The 24,493-nt window shown below is 37.9% G+C and carries 23 protein-coding genes and 1 tRNA gene; 10 read left to right on the top strand and 14 right to left on the bottom strand.

The features are described from left to right. Positions 1-51 precede the first annotated feature (51 nt). Complete coding sequence (locus AC1DG9_RS03650; RefSeq protein ID WP_172661214.1) at positions 52-534, bottom strand: lipocalin family protein; 483 nt, start codon at positions 532-534, stop codon at positions 52-54. 148 nt (positions 535-682) lie between these two features. Here AC1DG9_RS03650 and mdh point away from each other — a divergent pair, with 148 nt between their 5' ends. Beyond that, the gene (gene mdh / locus AC1DG9_RS03645; protein WP_172661215.1) at positions 683-1,621 is read left to right on the top strand and encodes a malate dehydrogenase; all 939 of its coding nucleotides are present in this window, start codon (positions 683-685) and stop codon (positions 1,619-1,621) included. 24 nt (positions 1,622-1,645) lie between these two features. Next, positions 1,646-2,068, top strand: coding sequence for a retropepsin-like aspartic protease (locus AC1DG9_RS03640; RefSeq protein WP_477634314.1), 423 nt, complete (start codon positions 1,646-1,648; stop codon positions 2,066-2,068). Positions 2,069-2,306: 238 nt separating this feature from the next. Here the strand turns inward: AC1DG9_RS03640 and gyrB are convergent, their stop codons facing one another. Then, positions 2,307-4,265, bottom strand: coding sequence for a DNA topoisomerase (ATP-hydrolyzing) subunit B (gyrB, locus tag AC1DG9_RS03635; RefSeq protein WP_477634313.1), 1,959 nt, complete (start codon positions 4,263-4,265; stop codon positions 2,307-2,309). A gap of 214 nt (positions 4,266-4,479) precedes the next feature. On the opposite strand from gyrB, the gene AC1DG9_RS03630 reads away from it, so the two are divergent. From AC1DG9_RS03630 to AC1DG9_RS03620, 3 genes are all read left to right on the top strand, one after another. Continuing rightward, a complete protein-coding gene (locus AC1DG9_RS03630) occupies positions 4,480-5,076 on the top strand; it encodes an OmpH/Skp family outer membrane protein (protein WP_172661218.1) in 597 nt (198 codons plus the stop codon). Between the two features lie 64 nt (positions 5,077-5,140). Continuing rightward, entirely contained in the window at positions 5,141-5,623 is a 483-nt protein-coding gene (locus AC1DG9_RS03625) for a nucleoside deaminase (protein WP_172661219.1), read from the top strand. A gap of 77 nt (positions 5,624-5,700) precedes the next feature. Further along, complete coding sequence (locus AC1DG9_RS03620; protein ID WP_288884128.1) at positions 5,701-6,426, top strand: EcsC family protein; 726 nt, start codon at positions 5,701-5,703, stop codon at positions 6,424-6,426. On the opposite strand, the gene AC1DG9_RS03615 is transcribed toward AC1DG9_RS03620, so the two are convergent. Then, positions 6,427-6,828, bottom strand: coding sequence for an RNA-binding S4 domain-containing protein (locus tag AC1DG9_RS03615; protein WP_172661221.1), 402 nt, complete (start codon positions 6,826-6,828; stop codon positions 6,427-6,429). It abuts the gene before it with no gap. 129 nt (positions 6,829-6,957) lie between these two features. On the opposite strand from AC1DG9_RS03615, the gene AC1DG9_RS03610 reads away from it, so the two are divergent. Then, positions 6,958-7,776 (top strand): 2,3,4,5-tetrahydropyridine-2,6-dicarboxylate N-succinyltransferase, encoded by an 819-nt coding sequence (locus AC1DG9_RS03610; protein WP_048907289.1) that lies wholly within the window; start codon positions 6,958-6,960, stop codon positions 7,774-7,776. Positions 7,777-7,808: 32 nt separating this feature from the next. On the opposite strand, the gene AC1DG9_RS03605 is transcribed toward AC1DG9_RS03610, so the two are convergent. Beyond that, on the bottom strand, positions 7,809-8,951 hold the full coding sequence (locus AC1DG9_RS03605; RefSeq protein WP_337717151.1) for a glycosyltransferase family 4 protein: 1,143 nt from the start codon (positions 8,949-8,951) through the stop codon (positions 7,809-7,811). Positions 8,952-9,050: 99 nt separating this feature from the next. On the opposite strand from AC1DG9_RS03605, the gene AC1DG9_RS03600 reads away from it, so the two are divergent. Genes AC1DG9_RS03600 through miaA form a run of 4 tightly spaced genes read left to right on the top strand, consistent with a single transcriptional unit; the run spans position 9,051 to position 12,678 of the window. After that, entirely contained in the window at positions 9,051-9,617 is a 567-nt protein-coding gene (locus tag AC1DG9_RS03600) for an L-threonylcarbamoyladenylate synthase (RefSeq protein ID WP_172661223.1), read from the top strand. A 26-nt stretch (positions 9,618-9,643) separates the two neighbouring features. Continuing rightward, positions 9,644-11,050: a CCA tRNA nucleotidyltransferase gene (locus AC1DG9_RS03595; protein WP_288884133.1), complete on the top strand. Its 1,407-nt coding sequence runs from the start codon at positions 9,644-9,646 to the stop codon at positions 11,048-11,050. A gap of 57 nt (positions 11,051-11,107) precedes the next feature. Beyond that, complete coding sequence (locus tag AC1DG9_RS03590) at positions 11,108-11,761, top strand: IS1096 element passenger TnpR family protein (RefSeq protein WP_172661225.1); 654 nt, start codon at positions 11,108-11,110, stop codon at positions 11,759-11,761. Between the two features lie 8 nt (positions 11,762-11,769). Continuing rightward, positions 11,770-12,678: a tRNA (adenosine(37)-N6)-dimethylallyltransferase MiaA gene (miaA, locus tag AC1DG9_RS03585; protein ID WP_172661226.1), complete on the top strand. Its 909-nt coding sequence runs from the start codon at positions 11,770-11,772 to the stop codon at positions 12,676-12,678. Here the strand turns inward: miaA and AC1DG9_RS03580 are convergent. From AC1DG9_RS03580 to AC1DG9_RS03535, 10 genes are all read right to left on the bottom strand, one after another. Next, a complete protein-coding gene (locus AC1DG9_RS03580) occupies positions 12,675-12,989 on the bottom strand; it encodes a DUF3467 domain-containing protein (protein ID WP_048907295.1) in 315 nt (104 codons plus the stop codon). The genes miaA and AC1DG9_RS03580 overlap by 4 nt on opposite strands. An 86-nt stretch (positions 12,990-13,075) precedes the next feature. Next, complete coding sequence (rpoC, locus tag AC1DG9_RS03575) at positions 13,076-17,362, bottom strand: DNA-directed RNA polymerase subunit beta' (RefSeq protein ID WP_172661227.1); 4,287 nt, start codon at positions 17,360-17,362, stop codon at positions 13,076-13,078. Between the two features lie 92 nt (positions 17,363-17,454). Further along, complete coding sequence (rpoB, locus tag AC1DG9_RS03570) at positions 17,455-21,258, bottom strand: DNA-directed RNA polymerase subunit beta (protein ID WP_477634312.1); 3,804 nt, start codon at positions 21,256-21,258, stop codon at positions 17,455-17,457. A 154-nt stretch (positions 21,259-21,412) separates the two neighbouring features. Beyond that, positions 21,413-21,787, bottom strand: a complete 375-nt coding sequence (gene rplL / locus AC1DG9_RS03565; RefSeq protein ID WP_008243131.1) for a 50S ribosomal protein L7/L12 — start codon at positions 21,785-21,787, stop codon at positions 21,413-21,415. A gap of 62 nt (positions 21,788-21,849) precedes the next feature. Further along, positions 21,850-22,371 (bottom strand): 50S ribosomal protein L10, encoded by a 522-nt coding sequence (rplJ, locus tag AC1DG9_RS03560; protein WP_048907298.1) that lies wholly within the window; start codon positions 22,369-22,371, stop codon positions 21,850-21,852. Positions 22,372-22,373: 2 nt separating this feature from the next. Then, on the bottom strand, positions 22,374-23,072 hold the full coding sequence (gene rplA, locus AC1DG9_RS03555; RefSeq protein ID WP_048907299.1) for a 50S ribosomal protein L1: 699 nt from the start codon (positions 23,070-23,072) through the stop codon (positions 22,374-22,376). A 23-nt stretch (positions 23,073-23,095) separates the two neighbouring features. Beyond that, a complete protein-coding gene (gene rplK / locus AC1DG9_RS03550; RefSeq protein WP_008243137.1) occupies positions 23,096-23,539 on the bottom strand; it encodes a 50S ribosomal protein L11 in 444 nt (147 codons plus the stop codon). A 71-nt stretch (positions 23,540-23,610) separates the two neighbouring features. Beyond that, positions 23,611-24,153: a transcription termination/antitermination protein NusG gene (gene nusG / locus AC1DG9_RS03545; RefSeq protein WP_048907300.1), complete on the bottom strand. Its 543-nt coding sequence runs from the start codon at positions 24,151-24,153 to the stop codon at positions 23,611-23,613. A gap of 9 nt (positions 24,154-24,162) precedes the next feature. Further along, positions 24,163-24,360 (bottom strand): preprotein translocase subunit SecE, encoded by a 198-nt coding sequence (secE, locus tag AC1DG9_RS03540; protein ID WP_108206554.1) that lies wholly within the window; start codon positions 24,358-24,360, stop codon positions 24,163-24,165. A gap of 13 nt (positions 24,361-24,373) precedes the next feature. Next, a tRNA-Trp gene (locus tag AC1DG9_RS03535) sits at positions 24,374-24,444 on the bottom strand. Positions 24,445-24,493: the final 49 nt, after the last annotated feature.

The following is a 24,493-nucleotide window of genomic DNA, read 5'->3' as shown; positions in this document are numbered from 1 at the left end:
CAAAAATAGGTATTTTTTGACTGTGATGTAAGGTGTTTCTAAATTTTAAGATCAGGCTAGTGCTGCATCAGCACAAGAAAGAATGTGATGTTCCTGAGAAACAAGCTTTGAGGTATCATAACCGCGCTGCCCACACCTGTCAATAATTTCTGCAAGTAGTTTATCAGCCATGCCCGGTTTACGCGATAGAATAGAAAGATGCCTGTGCTTAGGATGCCCAACCACGGCATACGAATAATCATCGGCCAGTTCCACTACCCAATAGTCAACTTTAAAAGGCCATACATATTGAGCCTTTAAAATAGCATTATTACTGCCCCTGGTTACAAAAAGTTTTGATCGGGTATATCTTTGCTCATCAGTCCCAACAACTTTATATGTTGTAAATACAGCATAGTAACCATCGGGGTGTATTACATAAGTTTCGGTAGTTTGATACCAGTCTTTATCCATAATAGTAGGTATGGAACATAGCGAATACCATTTGCCTGCATAAGACATTATATCAACTTTTTGTACTGGTATATTTTCCATAAGCCCCCCTATTTTTTCACTCGATTAGCAAATGTAAATTCTTTATCATAAAACCAGCAATAAAGAATAAAGTTTTAAAAACCATTTTTTAAACTCATGTATTTTTCTAACTTCGAAGGGAAGGTAACATATGTAAAAAACTATATTTATGAAGATAACGGTTGTAGGTGCAGGTGCCGTTGGCGCTACCTGTGCAGATAATATTGCCAGAAAAGAATTAGCTGAAGAGCTAATTTTACTGGACATTAAAGAAGGTTTTGCAGAAGGCAAGGCAATTGATATGATGCAAACGGCCGCTCTATTAGGCTTTGACACTAAAATTACCGGTGTTACCAACGATTATGCCAGCACGGCAGGATCTGAAGTTGTGGTTATAACTTCGGGCTTACCACGTAAACCGGGCATGACTCGCGAAGAGTTAATTGGAATTAACGCCGGCATTGTAAAAGGCGTTGCCGAAAATATCTTAAAACACTCTCCTGACACCATTATCATCGTGGTTTCGAACCCGATGGACACCATGAATTATCTCGCCTTAAAAACTTCAGGACTACCTAAAAACCGTGTAATAGGAATGGGTGGTGCTTTAGATTCATCAAGGTTTAAATATTACTTAAGTCAGGAATTAGGCTGTTCTCCAGCTGACCTGAATGCCATGGTTATTGGCGGTCATGGAGATACAACTATGATTCCTTTAATTAACCATGCCACCTGGAATAGCATCCCTGTTACTCAATTCCTAAGCAAAGAGCAACAAGAAAAAGTTGTTGCCAGCACCATGGTAGGCGGTGCTACTTTAACTAAACTAATTGGCACATCGGCATGGTACGCACCCGGTGCAGGTACTGCTGCAATGGTTGAAAGCATTGTACGCGACCAGAAAAAACTGATCTCATCCGGCGTGTTCCTTGAAGGAGAATACGGACAAAAAGATATTTCATTGGTTGTTCCGGTAATTCTTGGTAAAAACGGTGCCGAAAAAATACTAGATATTAAATTAAGTGATACTGAACAAGCTACATTTAACAAAAGTGCTGATGCTGTTCGTAACATGAATGACGTACTTTATGAAATGAAACTCGTTTAAACGAGGGTATACAGATCTGCTTAAATGAGACCAATCTCAATACCCTTAATATTAATAAGCTTACAAGACGACGGTTTCCACCTGCTGGTGGAAATTGTTGTTTTTGGACAAAAGTTATTTGCCGTTGTTGACACAGGAGCGTCCAGGTCAGTTTTTGACAAAACCTTTGTTAAAGAACACCTTAAGGAACTGGAACATAGCGAAGAGACACMGGCCACTACATTATTCTCTACCTCAAGTACATTGCAAGCGATAATACCGGCTATAAAAATTGGCAGCCTTGTATTAAAGGATTACGAAACAGTAGCACTGGATTTGGAAACCGTAAACCAGGCGTATGAGAATCTGGGCCACCCACCTATTATTGGAATTATAGGGAGCGATTTGCTCTTGAAATATCAGGCAGTAATTAACTATAAAAAGATGAAACTATTCCTTTATAAGTAAATATTTAAAATATTTCTTATAGGGATCAAACAGGGAGTTAATAGGGGGTTGATAGGGGCAATTCTCTATTAACTCCTTTTAGTATCCGTTTAAAAACCCTTGTTGTTTCTTATAATCTATTTTAAGGAAGAATCCAATTCCTCATAGATAAATGGCACCAAAAAATCGATTGGACAAAAAAAGAGGATGTATCATAATCATGACCATCCTCTTTTACATATTCTTGAAAGCTTAAAAATTAAGCATCAATTTTAGCATACTTAGCATTTCTTTCAATAAACTCTCTTCTTGGCGCAACATCATCGCCCATAAGCATAGAGAATGTATGATCGCACTCTGCAGCATTTTCAATTGTTGCCTGCATTAATGTACGCTTTGCCGGATCAAGAGTTGTGTCCCACAGTTGCTCCGCGTTCATCTCTCCCAAACCTTTGTAACGTTGAATATGTACGCTTTCTTCTTTACCAGCACCTTTTAAACGCTGTACGGCAGCATCACGTTGCTGGTCATTCCAGCAATATTCAAATTCTTTACCTTTTTTAACCTGATACAGCGGAGGAGCAGCGATATAAACATATCCGGCCTCTATTAAGGCTTTCATATACCTAAAGAAGAAGGTAAGAATCAAAGTGGTAATGTGAGATCCATCGATATCAGCATCCGTCATGATTACGATTTTATGATAGCGAAGTTTGGTAAGGTTTAAGGCTTTATCATCCTCTGGAGTACCAATACTTACGCCAAGAGCAGTAAACATATTTTTGATCTCATCATTTTCGTAGATCTTATGTTCCATTGCTTTTTCAACATTCAGGATCTTACCTTTTAGAGGCAGGATGGCCTGGAAGTTACGATCTCTACCTTGTTTGGCAGTTCCACCTGCGGAGTCTCCCTCCACCAGGTATAGTTCGCATTTTTCCGGATCGCTATCTGAACAATCGGCAAGTTTTCCAGGAAGGCCCGAACCTCCCATAACGCTCTTGCGCTGTACCATTTCACGAGCTTTACGCGCCGCAGCACGGGCAGTAGCGGCAAGAATTACTTTATTAACAATTGATTTAGCTTCTCTCGGATATTCTTCAAGGTAAATACCAAGGGCCTCACCTACTGCGATATCAACCGCACCCATAACCTCAGAGTTACCTAATTTAGTTTTAGTTTGCCCCTCAAACTGAGGCTCCTGAACCTTAACAGAAATTACTGCAGTTAAGCCTTCTCTAAAATCATCACCGGTGATTTCAAATTTAACTCCTTTAAGCAATCCTGATTTATCAGCATACGCTTTTAAAGTTCTGGTTAAACCTCTTCTAAAACCGGCAATGTGTGTACCACCCTCGTGTGTGTTAATATTGTTTACATAAGAGTGAACGTTTTCTGCATAGCTGTCGTTGTACTGCAAAGCAAGTTCAACAGGAATACCATTTTTGATTCCTTCAACATAAATTGGTTCAGCAATTAGCGACGGACGATTGCCATCAAGGAACTGAACAAATTCTTTCAGTCCACCTTCAGAATGGAAAAGTTCTGTACGGAAAGTTCCATCGTTATTTACTTCCCGCTCATCAGTAAGGGTTAATCTGATCCCCTTGTTCAAGAAAGATAGCTCTCTTAATCTTGAAGCCAGTGTATCATAACGATATTCTGTAGTTTGTGTAAATATAGTAKGGTCAGGCGTAAAGGTCACTATAGTGCCACGTTTATCGGTTTCGCCAATAGATTTTACTTCGTATAGTGGTTTACCAATATTGTATTCCTGTACCCAAATTTTTCCTTCTCTATGTACTTCTGCTCTTAAATGGGTTGACAATGCATTTACGCAACTTACCCCCACCCCGTGTAAACCCCCAGATACTTTGTAAGTATCCTTATCGAATTTACCACCGGCGTGTAGAACTGTCATTACAATTTCTAGTGCGGATTTCTGTTCTTTTGTGTTAATTCCTGTTGGAATACCACGTCCGTTATCTTCAACTCTTATCGAGTTATCTTCAAGAATATTTACATAAATGGTATCGGCGTGTCCTGCCAATGCCTCATCAATCGAGTTATCTACAACCTCATACACCAGGTGATGTAAACCTTTAACTCCTGTATCGCCTATATACATCGAAGGGCGCTTCCGCACCGCTTCTAAACCTTCTAAAACCTGTATATTATCTGCCGAATAATTTGAATTAGGATCCTTTTCTTCGCTCATATTTTTAAATAAAACAATTAGACTCAAATTTAACCATTTATGGCCAATTAACGGCAAATGTGGATAACTATTTGACTTAAAACAGCCAAAAAACATCCGAAAAAAAACAGTTCTTTAGGATACTAAATTTGAAATTTTATATTTGTTGAAATTTATCACTCAGAAATGGGCAAGAGGATAGGTTTATAACCCAGAAAAAACAAATTAAACACTAATGAAAACAAAATCAACATTAGGCAGTATAGCTACTGCTGTAGCCATAGTTTCTTTAATGGCATCTTGTCAGAACAAAGAAGAGAAGGCTGGCGCAGCTACTAAATCTGAGCCAACTACTGTTTCAAATAATGAGAAAATTGTTTACGTGAACTCTGATTCATTACTAACAAAATATCAGTATTTTAAAGACATTAAAGTAAAATTAGAAGCAAAATCTAAAACAGCACAAGCTGATCTTGGGTCAAAACAACAAGCGTTTCAACGTGAGGTTGCTGCTTACCAACAACAGGCAAATACTTTACCCGCTGATCAAAGAGCTAAAACTGAAGAAAGATTAGCACGTAAACAACAAGAATTACAGGCATATCAGCAAAATGCTGGTGCTGCACTTCAAACTGAACAAGCTACTGAAAACGAAAAACTTTACGATAAAGTTGCTGATTACTTGAAAGGTTATGCAAAAAAGAAAGGCTATAAAATGGTGTTGACTTACTCTAAAGGAAACAGTGCAATTTTATTTGCTGACGAAAGTTTAGATGTAACCAGTGAGGTTATTATTGGACTAAACGATACTTACAAACCAGCAACAAAATAATGCTGATTTATTAACATATATGTGCCCCGAATTATCGGGGCATTTTTTTTGCACCACGATTAATATGGACAAATTAAAAGAGCACGAGAAATTCATGAAGCTGGCGATTCAGCTTTCTGAAGAAAATGTTTTAGAAAAGATGGGTGGCCCTTTTGGTGCCGTTGTGGTAAAAAACGGGAAAGTTATTGCTAAAAGTGCCAATATGGTTACAGCAAGTAACGACCCTACAGCACATGCGGAGGTTGCTGCGATAAGACTGGCCTGTAAAAAACTTAAAACATTTGATTTAAGCGGATGTGTGATCTATACTAGTTGTGAACCATGCCCTATGTGCCTAAGCGCTGTTTACTGGGCAAGGATTGACACTATCTATTACGCAAATACAAAAATAGACGCAGCAGATATAGGCTTTAGCGACAAGTTCATTTATGATGAAATTCATAAATCTATGGCTGACCGTGTACTTCCTTTTAAGCAAATGCTTAGAGATGAGGCTCAAAGAGCCTTTAAGCTTTGGAGTAAAACTGCAGAGAAGACAGAATACTAATCTTTTCTGTAACTTGGAACTGCCTTGTCACGTCTTATACCAAACAGTGTAATGACAATGCCAAAAAACCCTGCAGAATGGACAATTACAAGCAAAAAGTAGAGATTGAACTGGAGTTTTGGAAAAGGGATATTCTTAAGAAACCATCTGCTTTGAGCAAGGTTACAGATGGTATTCAGAAAAAGATAAACACCTATATTCCCGACAAGGTTCATAATGCAATTACTGCTGCCATTAAGGGAATGACAAAGGCTGTTCTTTTTGGTTCTACTTATACTACTTCTTCCACCCCTCCAATGGGAATGAGTTTGATTCATAGGGAAGCGCTGGTGCGCGAAAAAATAGACGGTTACTGTAAAACCGGAGCTGCTGAAGGGGGGATAACCGGGGCCGGAGGTTTTTTAATGAGTATGGCCGACTTCCCAATTCTTGTTGGCATTAAAATGAAAATGCTTTTTGAAATTGCTGCTTTATATGGTTTCGATGTAAAGGATTTTCGGGAACGCTTATACATTCTTTACATTTTCCAATTGGCTTTTTCAAGTAAAGAAGGTGCCGCAAAGGTATTTCTGCATATGCAGGACTGGGATCAAAAATTAATTGTACTACCGGAAAGTTCTGACAATTTCGACTGGAAAACGTTTCAACAGGAATATCGCGATTATATTGATATTGCTAAGCTGGCTCAGTTGCTACCTGTAATAGGTGCCGCTGTTGGGGCGGTTGCCAATTATCAGCTGATTAAAAAATTAGGAAAAACGGCCACCCAGGCTTATCGGATGCGTCTGATAAAAAAGGAATAACTACTCTTCTTCTTCAAACATCCCCCCTATCAAATCGTCGGTTTCGCGCCTATCCTTTTTAGTTGGTCGGCCAGACCCTCTGTCTCTTTTTAATGCAGGAGCATGGAACATGGATTTGAATGCATGTGTTTCTTCGACCGGGGTGATGTCTTTGTATTTAGTTACGGCAATTTTAGATTCTACCCTGTTATACAAAAGTTCCACTACCTCTATTAATTTTTTTTCTATCCCTTTTGATACCTGGTAAACATCACCAGGTTTTACGATAGCAGATGGCTTAAGATTTTGACCATTAAATTTAACGCGACCTGCCTTACAGGCCTCTGTGGCTAAACTTCTGGTTTTAAATAATCTTATTGCCCACAAGTATTTATCAATACGTAATTTTTCCTTTTCAGTCATAAAAAATCAAAAATACATAAGAACCATCAGGAATTGATAAATACGAATAAAAAAAACAATAATTATATGGCAAAAAACAATGCGCTATACATAAAATTCATTTATTTTGTCAAAAAATAAACAAACAACATGATAGCAGAATTAAAAAAGTTAGTAGAAGCCGCTTGGGAAGACAGAACTTTATTAGAATATACGGAACATTGTGAAGCAATTGAAACCGTAGTTATGCAGTTAGATAAAGGTGAATTGCGCGTGGCTGAACCTATTCTAAATTCATGGGGTGTAAATGAATGGATCAAAAAAGCTGTTATTCTTTACTTCCCCATCAGACAGATGAAAGTAACTGAAACAGGACCTTTTGTGTTTCATGATAAAATGAAACTAAAAACCAATTATAAAGAACTTGGAGTAAGAGTAGTACCTGGTGCTAGTGCACGTTATGGCGCTTATCTGGCTAAAGGTGTAATTATGATGCCWTCKTAYGTAAACATYGGYGCTTAYGTWGATGAAGGTACTATGGTTGATACMTGGGCTACTGTTGGTTCATGTGCWCARATTGGWAAACAYGTTCACTTAAGTGGTGGTGTTGGTATTGGTGGCGTTCTTGAACCGATCCAGGCTGCACCTGTTATTATTGAAGACAATTGCTTTTTAGGATCAAGAGCTATAGTTGTTGAAGGTGTTCGTGTTGAAAAGGAAGCTGTATTGGGAGCAAACGTAGTACTAACTGCATCTACAAAAATTATAGACGTTACCGGAAGCACTCCGGTTGAGTATAAAGGTATTGTGCCGGCTCGCTCTGTGGTTATCCCGGGAACTTATGCTAAACAATTCCCAGCTGGTGAATATCACGTTCCATGCGCTCTAATTATTGGCAAACGTAAAGAATCAACTGATAAAAAAACCTCACTTAATGATGCATTAAGAGAAAACAACGTTTCAGTATAAGAAGCTTAAATTTATATTAAGAGCCTGTATCATTATTTATGATCAGGCTCTTTCATTATAGCCTGATAGGTCTTTATGACTTGTTCTGCACAGTTTTTATTGCTGAACTTTTCGGCATGTACAAATCCTTTTTTGATCATGTTCTGCACTTCCTCTCCCCCCTTTAATATCTTTAACATACAATCTGCAATTTCAGCATAGCTATCAGGATTAACGTATAACGCGGCATCGCCACCTGCTTCTGGCAAACAACTAACTGAAGAGGTAATAACGGGCACGCCTACGCTTAAAGCCTCTAGTACCGGGATACCAAAACCTTCAAAATAGGAAGGATAAATCAATGCCTCCGACAGGCTATATATTGCTGGCAGATCCGCAGAGCTAATATCAGAAAGAAAGATTATTTTACTGTTCAGGTTATTTTTTTCAATGAAACTGTCAACCTCGTTTTTATATTTACCACTCCCCTTTCCAATCACAATTAAATTAACTGCTGTATCCTTTACTAACATTTGAACCGCTTTACAGACATTGAGCAGGTTCTTTCTTTCTATAATAGAGCCAACGGAAAGGAAAAACTTTTCTGGCAGGCTAAATTTATCAGCTACTAATCGCTTATGATTGTCCGAAATTGATGGGTTAAAGCTGTTATCGCAACTTTGGTAACAAACATCAATTTTATTTGGATCTGTTTGATAAAAGTCTACGATATCTCTCTTGGTTTGCTCACTAATTGCAATTACCCTGTCGGCATACTGGCAGGCATGTTTAAATTTTCTTCGATAGATTTTAACATCTAAAGGGTTATGCTGTTCAGGGAAGTGTTCATAAATCAGATCGTGTATGGTAACTACCGACTTAATAGGTGTTTTATTTATACCTACCGGAATTTCGTGACTTAGTCCATGATAAAGCTCGATACCAAGATCCAGTAAATCCTTTATCATCCATTTGCTCCTCCATAAGGATGAAAGTTTGCGGGAGAAAAATCCTTTAGGTAAAACCTGATGTATATTATTATTTTCTAGTGAATATTTTTTTGAAGGTTTAGGGTTTAACAAAAAATATTCATTATTAGGATAAAGCCGGGACAGGTCCTGGATCAATGTCCTGCTATAGTTCCCTAACCCTGTATTATTATGATAGGCTCTCTTTGCATCGAAGGCAATTTTCATATCACATTTAAAATTGAGGCGAAATATACAACAAATTAAAAACTGAGGTCAATAAAAAACGAAATTTGCCTACTTTTATAGACTAAAAGAAACTCATATATGTTAAATGATCAGATTAAACAGGCGCTGACTGTACTAAAGGATGGTGGTATAATCCTTTATCCTACCGATACAGTATGGGGTTTGGGCTGTGATGCTACCAATGAGCAGGCTGTAGAAAAAATAAATGCCATCAAAGGACGCAGCAATGATAAGAGTTTTATCATTTTATTAGATACTGATGCTAAACTGCAGAGCTATGTTACCGAAATCCCTGATGTTGCCTACGATTTGATTGAATATGCTGAAAGTCCGCTAACCATTATTTTTTCAGGAGCAAAAAACTTGGCAAAAAATGTAATTAATGTTGATGGAAGCGTAGGTGTAAGAGTTGTGAAACATGATTTCTGTGAACAGTTAATACAACGCTTCCGTAAGCCCATCACCTCCACTTCTGCCAATATATCCGGAGAACCTACTCCAAAGTTTTTCGATGAGATAAGTGATGAGATTAAGGATGCGGTCGACTATATTGTTGACTGGGAGCAAGACTTAAACGTTGATAGAAAACCATCAACTATAATGAAATTAGCTCCCGGAGGACAGTTTTCCTTTATTAGAAGGTAAGTTTTACTACTTTTGCAAACTCAGTAATGGAAAAACACCTACAACATCCTGTTTTTAAAGTTCTTGCAGGGATAGCTGCGAAACACAACATTGAAGCTTATGTTATTGGCGGGTATGTACGCGATATTTTTTTGCAAAGGCCATCAAAAGACATCGATATAGTTGTACTTGGAAATGGAATCAATTTTGCCGAATTAGTTGGTGCACAACTGAAAACCAAAGTAGCTATTTTCAAGAATTTCGGTACAGCAATGCTTAAATTTCAGGATCTGGAAATAGAATTTGTAGGTGCAAGAAAAGAATCTTACCGCGCAAACTCACGCAAGCCAATTGTCGAAAATGGTACAATTGAAGATGACCAGCTCAGACGCGATTTTACCATAAATGCGCTGGCAATTTCTTTAAATAAAGATAATTACGCAAGTCTCATAGATCCTTTTAGCGGTATAGAAGATCTTAAGAATAAATTAGTCAGAACTCCTCTGGATCCTGAACTTACTTTTTCTGATGATCCTTTGCGTATGATGCGTGCCATTCGCTTTGCCAGTCAGCTTGGTTTCACTATTGATGAAGCTGCAATAAACGCTATCAAAAAACAAAAAGAACGTATCAGTATCGTTTCAAAGGAACGTATTACTGATGAACTTAATAAAATTATTCTATCTCCCTTACCCTCAATAGGCTTTAAGTATTTATTTGATACCGGTTTATTGCACCTGATATTTCCTCAAATGGCCAACTTATATGGCGTTGAGATCATTAAAGGGAAAGGGCATAAAGATAACTTTTACCATACCTTGCAGGTTCTCGACAATATTTGCACCGTAACTGATGACCTGTGGTTGCGCTGGGCTGCAATTCTACACGATATTGCCAAACCGGCGACAAAACGTTTTGAAGAAGGTCATGGTTGGACTTTTCATGGCCATGAAGATAAAGGCGCACGCATGGTACCTCAAATCTTTGGTCAGCTTAAACTACCTCTTAATGAAAAGATGAAGTATGTTCAAAAGCTGGTCCAACTACACCTACGCCCTATCGTACTGGCACAGGAAGTAGTAACCGACTCAGCAGTTAGACGGTTATTGTTTGATGCTGGAGAGGATATTGAAAGTTTGATGTTGCTCTGCAATGCTGATGTAACGACCAAAAATGAGTACAAGGTAAAAAAGTATAGAAACAACTTTGAATTGGTTAAGCAAAAGCTCAAAGATGTTGAAGAGCGCGACAAGATCAGAAATTGGCAACCACCAATTTCAGGAAATGACATTATGAAGGTATTCGGCTTGGGAGCAGGAAAAGAAGTGGGAATCATCAAAAACGCCATTCGTGAGGCCATTTTGGAGGGAGAAATAACCAACTCTTACGAGGAAGCTTTACAGTTTATGCTTAAAAAAGCAAAGGAACTGGGGCTTTTACCAGTAACTCATTAATACAATTATATAAAGTATATTTTATTTTTTAATTTTATAGCTAGAAAATAAGCTCAAATGGCAATTTATAGATTTAGAATAAGTTTCGAAGATTTCGATGAAGTAGTAAGGGAAATAGATATTAAATCGACCCAAACATTTGAAGATTTACATAAAGCAGTTCACCGCTCAACCGGTTATTCTGCCGAAAAATCTTCTTCCTTTTTTGTGAGCACAGATAATTGGATAAAAGGCGATGAAATAGCCTATTTGCCTAATCAGCGTAAAACTGATCGGGGCGTAGCATTAATGGAAAATTCCAAATTAAGCAGCTTCATTGAAGACCCGCATCAAAAATTCTACTACATATATAATTTTGACCGCCCCTTTGATTTTCATGTTGAACTGATAAAGATCATCCTGGAAACAGATCCTAACATCGAATATCCATACCTTGTTAAAAGTACTGGAGAGGCCCCTAAAATTATCGACAAGAATAATTTTGGATCGGTTGCCGTATCTTCAAATCCGGTGTCTACAGATTTCGATTTCCTAAATGAAATGGATTTTGTCCCTGAAGACACGGATGAAATCGAAGCAATGGGTGGCAGAGGAATTAACACGGAAGAGAAGGATGAGGATGCTGAAGAGGAATCGGAAGACGGAGCAGATGAATTCTCTGATAATGACAACTACGAAGACGAAGAATACAATAGCAAAGAGGATTATTAGTGCCGGCTATGGCATCAGGTAAAACTTTAATTGTTATTGTAGGCCCAACTGCAATAGGTAAAACTGCCTTAGCTATCGAAATAGCTAAGCAGTTTTCTACCGAAATAATTTCTGCAGACTCCAGACAATTTTTTAAAGAGATGGAAATTGGTACTGCTAAACCTTCTGCCGAGGAATTAGCTGCCGCGCCACATCATTTCATTAATTCACATAGTGTAAATACATTATTTAGTACCGGTGACTTTGAAATACAAGCGCTTAAACTAATGGATGAATTGTTTAAAAAGCATGACCTTTTGGTTATGGTTGGAGGTTCAGGTCTTTATATAGATGCTGTATGTAAAGGTTTGGATGATCTTCCTGCCACTGATATCAACATTCGTGAACAACTTAATGAGCAGCTCGCAACAGAGGGGATTGAGGCAATAAAAGATCAGTTAAGCAGGGATGATCCTGAATATTATGCTAAAGTGGATCAATCTAATCCCCAACGAATGATAAGGGGTCTGGAGTTTTTTCTTTCAACCGGAATGAAATTATCTTCTTTTCTTACCAACAGTAAAAAAACAAGACCCTTTAATATCATTAAAATTGGTTTAAATACAGACCGTGCAATACTTTACAATAGAATCAATTTAAGGGTTGATCTGATGATGGATGCGGGTTTACTGGATGAAGTAAAGGCCTTAAAGGATTATAGAAGCTACAATGCTTTAAATACCGTAGGCTATTCTGAACTTTTTGCCTATCTGGATGGAGAAATTGACCTTGAACAAGCTGTAGATAAAATCAAACAAAATACACGTCGTTTTGCCAAAAGGCAATTAACATGGTTTAGAAGAGATGACCACACCACTTGGTTTGAGCCAAACCGCACTGATGAAGTCATCACTTTCATTAAACAGGCATTGGCTTAAGCCTGAGCTGTTGGCCCACCAAAGTTCATTGGAAAACCCGGAGGCTCTTCCTGAGTCTTAATACGTCCGTTTATAGCTTCATATTTTTCTATATTATCCTGCATTGCAGCTAACAATCTCTTTGCATGCTCCGGGGTAAGAATAATACGTGACTTTACCCTTGCTTTAGGAACACCTGGCATTACTCTTATAAAATCGAGCACAAACTCTGTATTAGAGTGAGTAATAATAGCCAGATTAGAAAATATACCCTCTGCTATTTCTTCAGAAAGTTCTATGTTTAGTTGGTTCTCGTTATTTTGTTCTTCCATATAACAAACTTAGATATTTTTTATAGTATAAAAAAAGTCCCCCAACTTTTAAAGAAGGGGGACTTGTAGAAAAATGTATTTAAAAATTAAGCCTCTATTTCTTCTTGTTTAGAAGCTAACAATTTATCGTATTCTTCCTGAGAACCAACAATGATACGCTCATATCCACGTACACCAGTACCTGAAGGGATTAAGTGTCCAACAATTACGTTTTCTTTTAGTCCAAGCATACTGTCACGTTTACCAGCAATAGCTGCTTCGTTCAATACTTTTGTTGTTTCCTGGAATGATGCTGCAGAGATAAATGATTTCGTACCTAATGATGCACGTGTTATACCTTGCAGCACTGAACTCGCAGTTGCAGGTCTTGCATCACGAACTTCAATTTGCTTCAAATCCTTACGTTTCAATTGAGAATTTTCGTCTCTTAATTTACGTAAAGAAAGAATCTGACCAGGTTTAACTGTGTTTGAATCACCAGCTTCTACTACAACTTTTTTGTCATAGATCTCATCATTCTCGATCATAAAGTCCCAACGATCTACAGAGTTATTCTCTAGGAAACTGGTATCACCCGGATCTTCGATATGTACTTTCTGCATCATTTGGTGTACAATAACCTCAAAGTGTTTATCATTGATTTTCACACCTTGTAAACGATAAACCTCTTGGATACCATTAACAAGATATTCTTGTACAGCCGCAGGGCCTTTAATTGCAAGGATATCAGCAGGCGAGATAGAACCATCAGATAATGGCATACCAGCTTTCACAAAGTCATTATCCTGTACAAGGATGTGTTTAGACAATGGAACAAGGTATTTTTTAATCTCACCGTCTTTAGATTCAATAGTCATCTCACGATTACCACGTTTCACACCACCTAAAGTTACCACACCATCAATTTCTGTTACTACAGCAGGGTTAGATGGATTACGTGCTTCGAATAACTCAGTTACACGCGGTAAACCACCCGTAATATCCCTTGTTTTTCCAGTAGCACGAGGTATTTTAACTAAGATCTGACCTGTTTTAACAGCATCACCTTCATCAATTGCAATGTGAGCACCTACAGGAATGTTATATCCTCTGATTAGTTCACCTTTTTTATCAACAACTCTTACAGAAGGGTTTTTAGTTTTGTCACGTGTGTCAATAATTACTTTTTCTCTGTGACCAGTTTGCTCATCTGACTCTTCACGGAAGGTTACACCTTCGATAATTGCATCAAATTCGATTTTACCGGCAAATTCCGAGATAATTACAGCATTATATGGATCCCACGAACAAATCCTGTCACCTTTAGTAATTTTAGCTCCATCCTCTACGTACAAGAATGCACCATAAGGAATGTTACTGGTCATGATAATCTTATTCGTTTCCGGTTCAACAATTTTGAACTCACCTGAACGGCCTAAAACAATTTGTTTTACTCCATCTTCAGTATCATTCTCAACTGTACGAACGTTTTCAAATTCGATAATACCATCAAACTTCGCCATAATCTGAGATTCAGCAGCAATGTTCGATGCAGTACCACCCACGTGGAATGTACGTAGTGTTAACTGCGTACCCGGCTCACCGATTGACTGTGCAGCAATTACACCCACAGCTTCACCTTTTTGAACACGTTTACCAGTTGCTAAGTTACGTCCATAACAAAGGGCACAAACACCTCTTTGATTTTCGCAGGTTAATACAGAACGTATTTCAATACCTTCAAGTGGRGACTCTTCGATTGTTTTAGCAATCTCTTCGTCAATATCCTCTCCGGCTCCCACTAATAGTGCTCCATCCAATGGATTGAATACATCATGCAGCGAGATACGTCCTAAAATTCTGTCATATAATGGCTCAACGATATCTTCATTGTCTTTCAATGCAGTGGTATACATACCTCTCAATGTACCGCAATCCTCAGAATTAACGATCATATCCTGTGCCACATCATGTAAACGACGTGTCAAGTAACCAGCATCGGCAGTTTTTAACGCCGTATCCGCCAAACCTTTACGAGCACCGTGAGTAGAGATAAAGTATTCTAGTACCGATAATCCTTCTTTAAAGTTAGATAAGATCGGGTTTTCGATAATCTCACCACCAGAACCTGATTTTTGAGGTTTTGCCATCAAACCACGCATACCGCACAACTGGCGAATCTGTTCTTTCGAACCACGGGCACCAGAATCCAACATCATGTATACAGAGTTAAATCCTTGGTTATCGTTCGATAACTGGTTCATCACGAATGATGTCAAACGGTTATTGATACGAGTCCAGATATCGATAATTTGATTGTAACGCTCGTTGTTGGTAATGAATCCCATGTTATAGTTATTCCTTACCTCTTCAACTTCTGCAGAAGCTTGCTCTAATAAAGTATGTTTTTCAACAGGAATGTTTACGTCTTGTAAGTTAAACGATAAACCTCCTCTGAATGCCATTTGGAAACCTAATTCTTTAATATCATCAAGGAATCTTGATGCACGAGCCATACCAGTGATTTTTACTACCTCACCAATAATGTCTCTTAAAGATTTTTTAGTTAACAATTCATTGATATAACCAACTTCTTCAGGAACCATTTGATTAAATAGTACGCGTCCAACCGTTGTTTCTGTCAATTTATTAACAATAGATCCGTCCTCAATTTTAACATTTACTTTAACTTTAATAAATGCGTGAAGATCAATTTGTTTCTCATTGTAAGCAATGATTACCTCTTCAGGAGAATAGAATATAGAATCTTGTCCTTTAACTACACGTCCTGCATCAGTTCTACGGCCTTTAGTAATATAATAAAGACCCAAAACCATATCCTGTGAAGGTACAGTAATAGGAGTACCGTTTGCAGGGTTTAGAATGTTGTGTGCAGCAAGCATTAATACTTGTGCTTCTAATATTGCGGCGTGCCCTAATGGTAAGTGTACTGCCATCTGGTCACCGTCAAAATCCGCGTTAAATGCGGTACAAACTAACGGGTGTAATTGAATTGCTTTACCTTCAACCAATTTAGGTTGGAAAGATTGTATACCCAATCTGTGCAATGTAGGCGCACGATTCAGTAATACAGGGTGTCCTTTTAAAACATTTTCAAGAATATCCCAAACTAGTGGATCTTTTCTGTCTACAATTTTCTTAGCAGATTTTACTGTTTTAACGATACCTCTTTCTATCATCTTACGGATGATAAATGGTTTGAATAGCTCGGCAGCCATATCTTTAGGTAAACCACATTCATGTAATTTAAGGTTAGGCCCTACAACAATTACAGAACGAGCAGAATAATCCACACGTTTACCTAATAAGTTCTGACGGAAACGACCTTGTTTACCTTTCAGGATATCTGAAAGAGATTTTAAAGCACGATTACCTTCAGTTTTTACAGCGTTTACCTTACGTGAGTTATCAAATAACGAATCAACAGCTTCCTGTAACATACGCTTTTCGTTACGTAAAATTACTTCCGGAGCTTTGATCTCGATCAAACGTTTCAAACGATTGTTACGGATAATAACACGACGATAAAGATCATTTAAATCAGAAGTCGCGAAACGACCGCCTTCAAGAGGTACTAATGGACGCAATTCTGGTGGAATAACCGGAACGATCTTAATGATCATCCACTCTGGATTATTCTCAATACGTGATCTTGAGCCACGGAATGCTTCAACAACCTGTAAACGTTTTAATGCTTCGTTTTTACGTTGTTGAGAAGTTTCATTAGCAGCCTGGTGACGTAAGTTATATGATAATGTATCTAAATCAATACGTTTTAATAAATCCTCTAATGCTTCAGCACCCATTTTGGCTACGAATTTATTAGGATCTTTATCATCCAGGTATTGGTTCTCTTTAGGTAATTTATCAAGAATATCTAAATATTCTTCCTCAGTAAGGAAATCCATATACTGAATACCTTCCTCAGCCATTAAACCTGGTTGAATTACTACATAACGCTCGTAGTAAATGATCAGATCTAATCTTTTAGTAGGCAAACCTAATAAGTAACCGATTTTATTTGGCAGTGAGCGGAAATACCAGATATGCGCAACAGGAACCACCAGGTTGATATGTCCCATACGCTCTCTACGTACTTTCTTTTCAGTTACCTCAACACCACAACGGTCACAAACAATACCTTTATAACGGATACGCTTGTATTTACCGCAATGACATTCGTAATCTTTCACAGGACCAAAAATACGCTCGCAAAACAAACCATCACGTTCAGGTTTGTAAGTACGATAATTGATGGTCTCAGGTTTCAACACCTCACCACTTGAGCGCTCTAAAATAGCCTCAGGCGATGCCAAACTAATGGTGATCGATGTGAAATTGCTTTTTAATTTATTATCCTTTTTGTAAGACATAGCTCTTTTGTTTTAGTAACTAGTACTTAGTAGTTAGTATTTAGAACCAGGCGCTTAGCCTATCTAATTACTAACTACTTAATACTATATACTTAGTCTAACGTAATATCTAAACCTAATCCACGTAACTCATGCACCAATACGTTGAACGATTCTGGTACACCCGGTGTAGGAAGGTTTTCGCCTTTTACAATCGCTTCGTAAGTTTTAGCTCTACCGATAACATCATCCGATTTAACGGTTAATATCTCTTGTAGAATGTTGGCAGCACCAAACGCTTCCAGTGCCCAAACCTCCATCTCACCAAAACGCTGACCACCAAATTGAGCTTTACCACCCAATGGTTGTTGTGTAATTAGTGAGTATGGTCCGATAGAACGAGCGTGCATCTTATCATCAACCATGTGTCCTAATTTCAACATGTAGATAATACCTACAGTTGTTGGTTGATCAAATTTCTCACCTGTTAAACCGTTATTTAAGTAGGTTCTTCCAGAAGCAGGTAATCCAGCCTTTGCGATCCAGTCTTCAACCTCATTGTGCTTAGCACCATCAAAAATTGGAGTAGCAAATTTAACACCCAATTCTTTACCGGCCCATGCCAATACAGTTTCATAGATCTGACCAAGGTTCATACGTGAAGGTACACCAAGTGGGTTCAACACGATATCAACAGGAGTTCCATCTTCTAAGAATGGCATATCTTCATCACGTACAATACGAGCTACAATACCCTTATTACCGTGACGACCAGCCATCTTATCACCTACTTTTAACTTACGCTTTTTAGCTACATAAACCTTAGCCATTTGAACAATACCTGATGGCAGCTCATCACCCACACTAATCGCAAATTTATCACGTTTGTAAGCACCAAGTTCTTCGTTTACACGAATACCATAGTTGTGCAATAACAATTTGATCTGCTCATTCTTGTCATCATCAGTAGTCCATTTGTATGGATTAATGTGCGCATATTCTAAATCGGCTAAACTCTTTTGAGTAAACTTAGCTCCTTTAGGGAATAACAATTCCTTATAAACATTGTACACACCTTGAGATGTCTTACCGTTTACAATCTGGAATAATTTATCTACAAGCTCATTTTTTAGATTTGTAGTGGCAAGTTCATATCTCTTGTCTAATTTTTCTATTGCTGATTTTTCCTCAGCTTTAGTAGTTTTCTTAGCTCTAGAGAATAACTTAGTATCAATTACAACACCTTTAATAGATGGAGGAGTTTTTAATGATGCATCTTTAACATCACCAGCTTTATCTCCAAATATCGCACGCAGTAATTTCTCTTCCGGTGAAGGATCAGATTCTCCTTTCGGAGTAATTTTACCGATAAGGATATCGCCTTCTTTAACTTCAGCACCGATACGGATAATACCGTTCTCATCTAAATCTTTAGTAGCTTCTTCAGAAACGTTAGGGATATCTGGTGTTAATTCCTCTTCCCCGCGTTTCGTATCACGTACTTCCAATTCAAATTCTTCGATGTGTAATGAAGTAAAGATATCTTCACGAACAATACGCTCGTTAATTACGATCGCATCCTCAAAGTTATATCCTTGCCAAGGCATGAAAGCAACTTTTAAGTTTCTTCCTAATGCCAACTCACCATTTTCAGTAGCATAACCTTCACAAAGCACTTGTCCTTTAACAACTTTCTGACCTTTCTTAACGATTGGTTTCAAGTTGATACAAGTATTCTGGTTGGTTTTCTTGAATTTGATTAATTTATAAGTTTTGCTATCACCTTCAAACGATACTAAACGATCTCCATCGTTTCTTACATATTTAATAGTGATCTCATTTGCATCAACATATTCAACAACACCATCACCTTCAGCATTGATCAAAGTTCTTGAATCGCGGGCTACGCGACCTTCTAAACCTGTACCGACAATTGGAGCCTCAGGACGTAACAAAGGTACAGCCTGACGTTGCATGYTTGATCCCATCAATGCCCTGTTCGCATCATCATGCTCAAGGAAAGGAATTAAAGAAGCAGCGATTGAAGTAATCTGATTAGGTGCCACGTCCATTAAGTCTAATTTCTCAGGCTCAATAATCGGGAAGTCACCCTCATAACGTGCTTTTACACGAGGAGTAGTGAAATTACCTTTATCGTCATACTCAGCATTTGCTTGTGCAATTGTTTTACCATCTTCATCCTCAGCAGAAAGGTAAATAACCGGTTCATCAACAGACACAACACCATTATCTACTTTTTTATAAGGGGTTTCAATAAAACCTAAGTTGTTTATTTTCGCATGCACACAAAGAGACGAGATCAAACCGATGTTTGGTCCCTCTGGAGTTTCAATTGTACATAAACGACCGTAGTGAGTATAGTGAACGTCACGCACCTCGAAACCAGCACGCTCACGTGAAAGACCACCTGGGCCTAAGGCTGACAAACGACGCTTGTGCGTAATCTCTGCCAAAGGATTTGTCTGGTCCATGAACTGAGACAACTGGTTAGTACCAAAGAAAGAGTTAATAACCGACGATAACGTACGGGCATTAATTAAGTCTGTTGGAGTAAATACCTCGTTATCACGAATGTTCATACGCTCACGAATAGTACGCGCCATACGTGCTAAACCAACACCAAATTGAGCGTATAATTGCTCACCTACTGTACGAACACGACGATTCGACAAGTGATCAATATCATCCACTTCTTCTTTAGAGTTGATCAACTTGATCAGATATTTAACAATAGCAATAATATCAGCTTTTGTCAAAACCTTTACGTGATCAGGAGTATCCATTTTCAACTTACGGTTGATACGGTACCTACCTACATCACCTAGATCATAACGTTTATCCGAGAAGAACAAACGCTCGATAATACCTCTTGCAGTTTCCTCATCAGGTGGTTCTGCATTACGCAAAGCACGATAGATGTTTTCAACAGCCTCTTTTTCAGAGTTAGAAGTATCCTTTTGTAATGTATTATATATAATGGTATAATCAGCCTGGCTTGCACCATCATCTTTAGATAAGATAATAGTTTTAACACCAGCATCAATGATCATATCAATATGGTCATCTTCTAAAACAGTATCCCTGTCTAAGATCACTTCATTACGATCTATAGAAACTACCTCACCAGTATCTTCATCAACAAAATCTTCAACCCATTTTCTTAATACTCTTGCAGCAAGCTTACGACCGATATATTTCTTCAATCCCGATTTGCTAACCTTAACCTCATCAGCTAAGTCAAACAATTCAAGGATATCTTTATCAGAATCGTAACCAATGGCACGCAATAAGGTGGTAACCGGGAACTTTTTCTTACGATCGATGTATGCATACATGACGTTATTTACGTCGGTAGCAAACTCAATCCAAGATCCTTTGAAAGGAATTACACGGGCAGAATAAAGCTTAGTTCCGTTAGTGTGACGGCTTTGACCGAAGAACACACCCGGAGACCTGTGTAACTGAGAAACAATTACACGCTCTGCGCCGTTAATCACAAAAGTACCTTTAGGAGTCATATAAGGTATGGTTCCTAAATATACATCTTGAATGATCGTTTCAAAATCTTCGTGTTCAGCATCATTACAAGAAAGCTTAAGCTTTGCCTTTAATGGAACACTATAAGTTAACCCACGGTCAATACACTCAGGTATATCATAACGTGGTGGGTCAATAAAATAATCAAGGAACTCAAGAACAAAGATGTTTCTTGAATCGGTGATTGGGAAGTTTTCAGCAAACACCTTAAATAAACCCTCAGTGTGACGGTTATCTGAAGTTGTCTCGATCTGAAAAAATTCTCTGAATGATTGCAACTGCACATCTAGAAAATCTGGGTAATCTATGATATGCTTACTACGTGCAAAATTTACTCTTTGGTCGACTTTATTTGCCAATGGACTAAAGTTAATTTACTTTAAGAATAAACTATTTGTTTGGTTAGCCGTTAAACAATTCCACCAACCAAACAAGATGAAATGTTTATAAACAGGTATAGACTCCGACTATACAGTCGGAGTCTATGGTTAAAGTTATATTAAAATTAAGTGATTACTTAATTTCAACTACAGCTCCAGCTTCTTCTAATTGTTTTTTCAAAGCTTCTGCTTCGTCTTTAGCAACACCAGCTTTTAATTCTTTAGGTGCACCATCAACTAAGTCTTTAGCTTCTTTCAAACCTAAACCAGTTAAATCTTTTACCAATTTAACAACTGCTAATTTCTGACCACCAGCTTCTTTCAAGATTACATCGAAAGTTGATTTTTCTTCAGCCGCAGGAGCAGCATCACCAGCAGGGCCTGCAACAGCAACTGCAGCAGCAGCTGGTTCAATACCATACTCGTCTTTTAAGATTTGAGCTAATTCGTTAACTTCTTTAACTGTTAAGTTTACCAATTGCTCAGCAAACGCTTTTAAATCTGCCATTTTTATAGATTTTAAAAATTTACGTAAAAATAATTTGTTTAATATGAACTTTTAAGGTGTCCTTAACCTTCTCTTTCTTGAAGAGTTTTAACAATTCCTGCAATTTTGTTACCGCCAGACTGTAAAGCCGAAATAACGTTTTTAGCTGGTGACTGTAATAATCCAATGATATCTCCAATAAGCTCTTCTCTTGATTTCAAGCTTACTAAAGTATCTAATTGGTTGTCACCAATAAATACCGTTGAATCGATATATGCAGCTTTAAGCTGAGGTTTATCAGATCCTTTTCTCAAGGCTTTGATCAGCTTAGCTGGACCATTACCTACTGTTGAGAATAATAATGCTGATTGGCCTTTAAGCGCAACAAAGATCTCTGATGCATCGCCTTCTAATCCTTCAATCGCTTTTCTGATTAAAGTATTTTTAGCAACCTGCATTTCAATCCCACTTTCGAAACATTTGCGACGGATACTGTTTACTTTCTCAACAGATAAGCTTGATGTATCGGCAATATAAAAATTACCGAATTCCTGCATCTTCACTTGAAGAGCCGAAACGACTTCGTGTTTTTCTTCTCTGTTCATAATTAGATCCCCGCTACTGATTTAGTTTCGATTGCAATTCCAGGACTCATAGTTGAAGAAACATGTATGCTCTTAAAATAAGTTCCTTTTGCAGCAGATGGTTTTAGCTTAGAAATTACTTGAAGAACTTCTAAAGCATTTTCATATATTTTATCTGCTGGGAATGATACTTTTCCTACTGAAGCGTGTATAATACCACTTTTGTCAACTTTAAAATCAATCTTACCGCCTTTTACATCAGTTACTGCTTTACCAACTTCGTTAGTTACAGTACCTGATTTAGGGTTTGGCATAAGGTTACGTGGACCTAAAACGCGGCCCAGTTTACCTACTTTTGCCATACAAGCAGGAGTAGTGATAATAATGTCAACATCAGTCCATCCACCTTCAATCTTGGCTACATATTCGTCTAAACCTACAAAATCTGCGCCAGCCGCTTTAGCCTCTTCTTCCTTATCAGGAGTACAAAGAACTAAAACACGTACAGTTTTACCTGTACCATGTGGTAAAGTTGCAATACCACGTACCATTTGATTGGCTTTACGTGGATCTACACCTAAACTAACATCGATATCAACCGATGCATCAAATTTAGTAGTAGTTATTTCTTTAACCAAAGCAGCCGCATCCTTTAAAGAATACGTTTTACCAGATTCTAGTTTAGCATGTGCCTTTTTTTGATTTTTTGTTAATTTAGCCACTGTTGTAAACTGTTATTTGTTAATTAATTTGTCCAAGGCGCATCACCGCTAACGGTGATTCCCATACTGCGTGCTGTACCGGCAACCATACTCATTGCCGATTCGATAGTGAAAGCATTTAAATCAGTCATTTTATCTTCAGCAATTGACTTAACCTGATCCCAAGTCACCGAACCAACTTTTTTACGGTTGGGCTCAGCAGAACCACTCTGTAATTTAGTAGCATCCTTTAACTGGATAGCAACCGGAGGGGTTTTGATGATGAATTCGAAAGACTTGTCAGCATAAACAGTAATTACAACAGGTAATACTTTACCAGGCTTATCTTGGGTACGAGCATTGAATTGTTTGCAAAACTCCATTATGTTCACCCCCTTAGCACCTAAAGCAGGTCCTACTGGTGGCGATGGATTTGCAGCTCCACCCTTGATCTGTAATTTAACAAGTGCACTGACTTCTTTTGCCATTTTCTGTTTTTGTTAATTTGTAATACTCAATGTTAAAATGTTGGAAGCATGTAACAATTAAGATCTTTATTCTATTCCTTTTCTACTTGCATATAGTTAAGTTCTAACGGAGTTTTTCTTCCGAAGATCTTAACCATAACCTTTAATTTCTTTTTCTCTTCGTTAACCTCTTCAATAACGCCGGTAAAACCGTTAAACGGTCCATCCATTACTTTAACGTTCTCTCCAACATAATAAGCAACGTTCATGATCTCGCTTTGTTGGCTCATCTCATCAACTTTGCCTAAAATACGGTTAACTTCCGCTTGGCGCATAGGAACAGGATTTCCGCCCTTATCTCCTAAGAAACCAATAACGCTATTAACATTCTTAATAATATGTTCTAACTCACCATCTAAAATAGCTTCAATTAAAACATAGCCAGGATAAAAGTTGCGCTCTTTTGCAATTTTTTTCCCGTCTTTCATTTGGTAATATTTCTCCATCGGTATTAAAACCTGAGGAACCAAATGTGAAAACCCTAAACGGCTAATTTCAGAATCAATATACTGTTTTACTTTCTTCTCTTTTCCACTAACGGCCCTAACTACATACCATTTCAACTGATCGTTCATTTAGCTATATTAATTAGAAAGTGATTTATAAAAAGTATCCAAAACGAATGTAGAACCCTTATCCATTGCAAAAATAACACATGCAATAATAAGCGACGCTACCAAAACCAACACTGCAGAATTTTGCAATTCTCCCCATGTAGGCCAGGTAACCTTCTGGGTCATTTCTTCATATGATTCTTTAACAAATTGAACTACTTTAGCCATAATTAATTTTTTGCACGGGAACAAGGATTCGAACCCTGATCAAAGGTTTTGGAGACCTCTATTCTACCGTTGAACTATTCCCGTGTATAATTTTCGCTCTTCCAAGCGAATCGTTTTGCTATTAGAACAAAGT

The organism is Pedobacter sp. 05L430 (assembly GCF_056397585.1).
The sequence above is the reverse complement of the archived record's forward strand: the minus strand, read 5'-3'. Positions and strand labels throughout refer to the sequence as shown.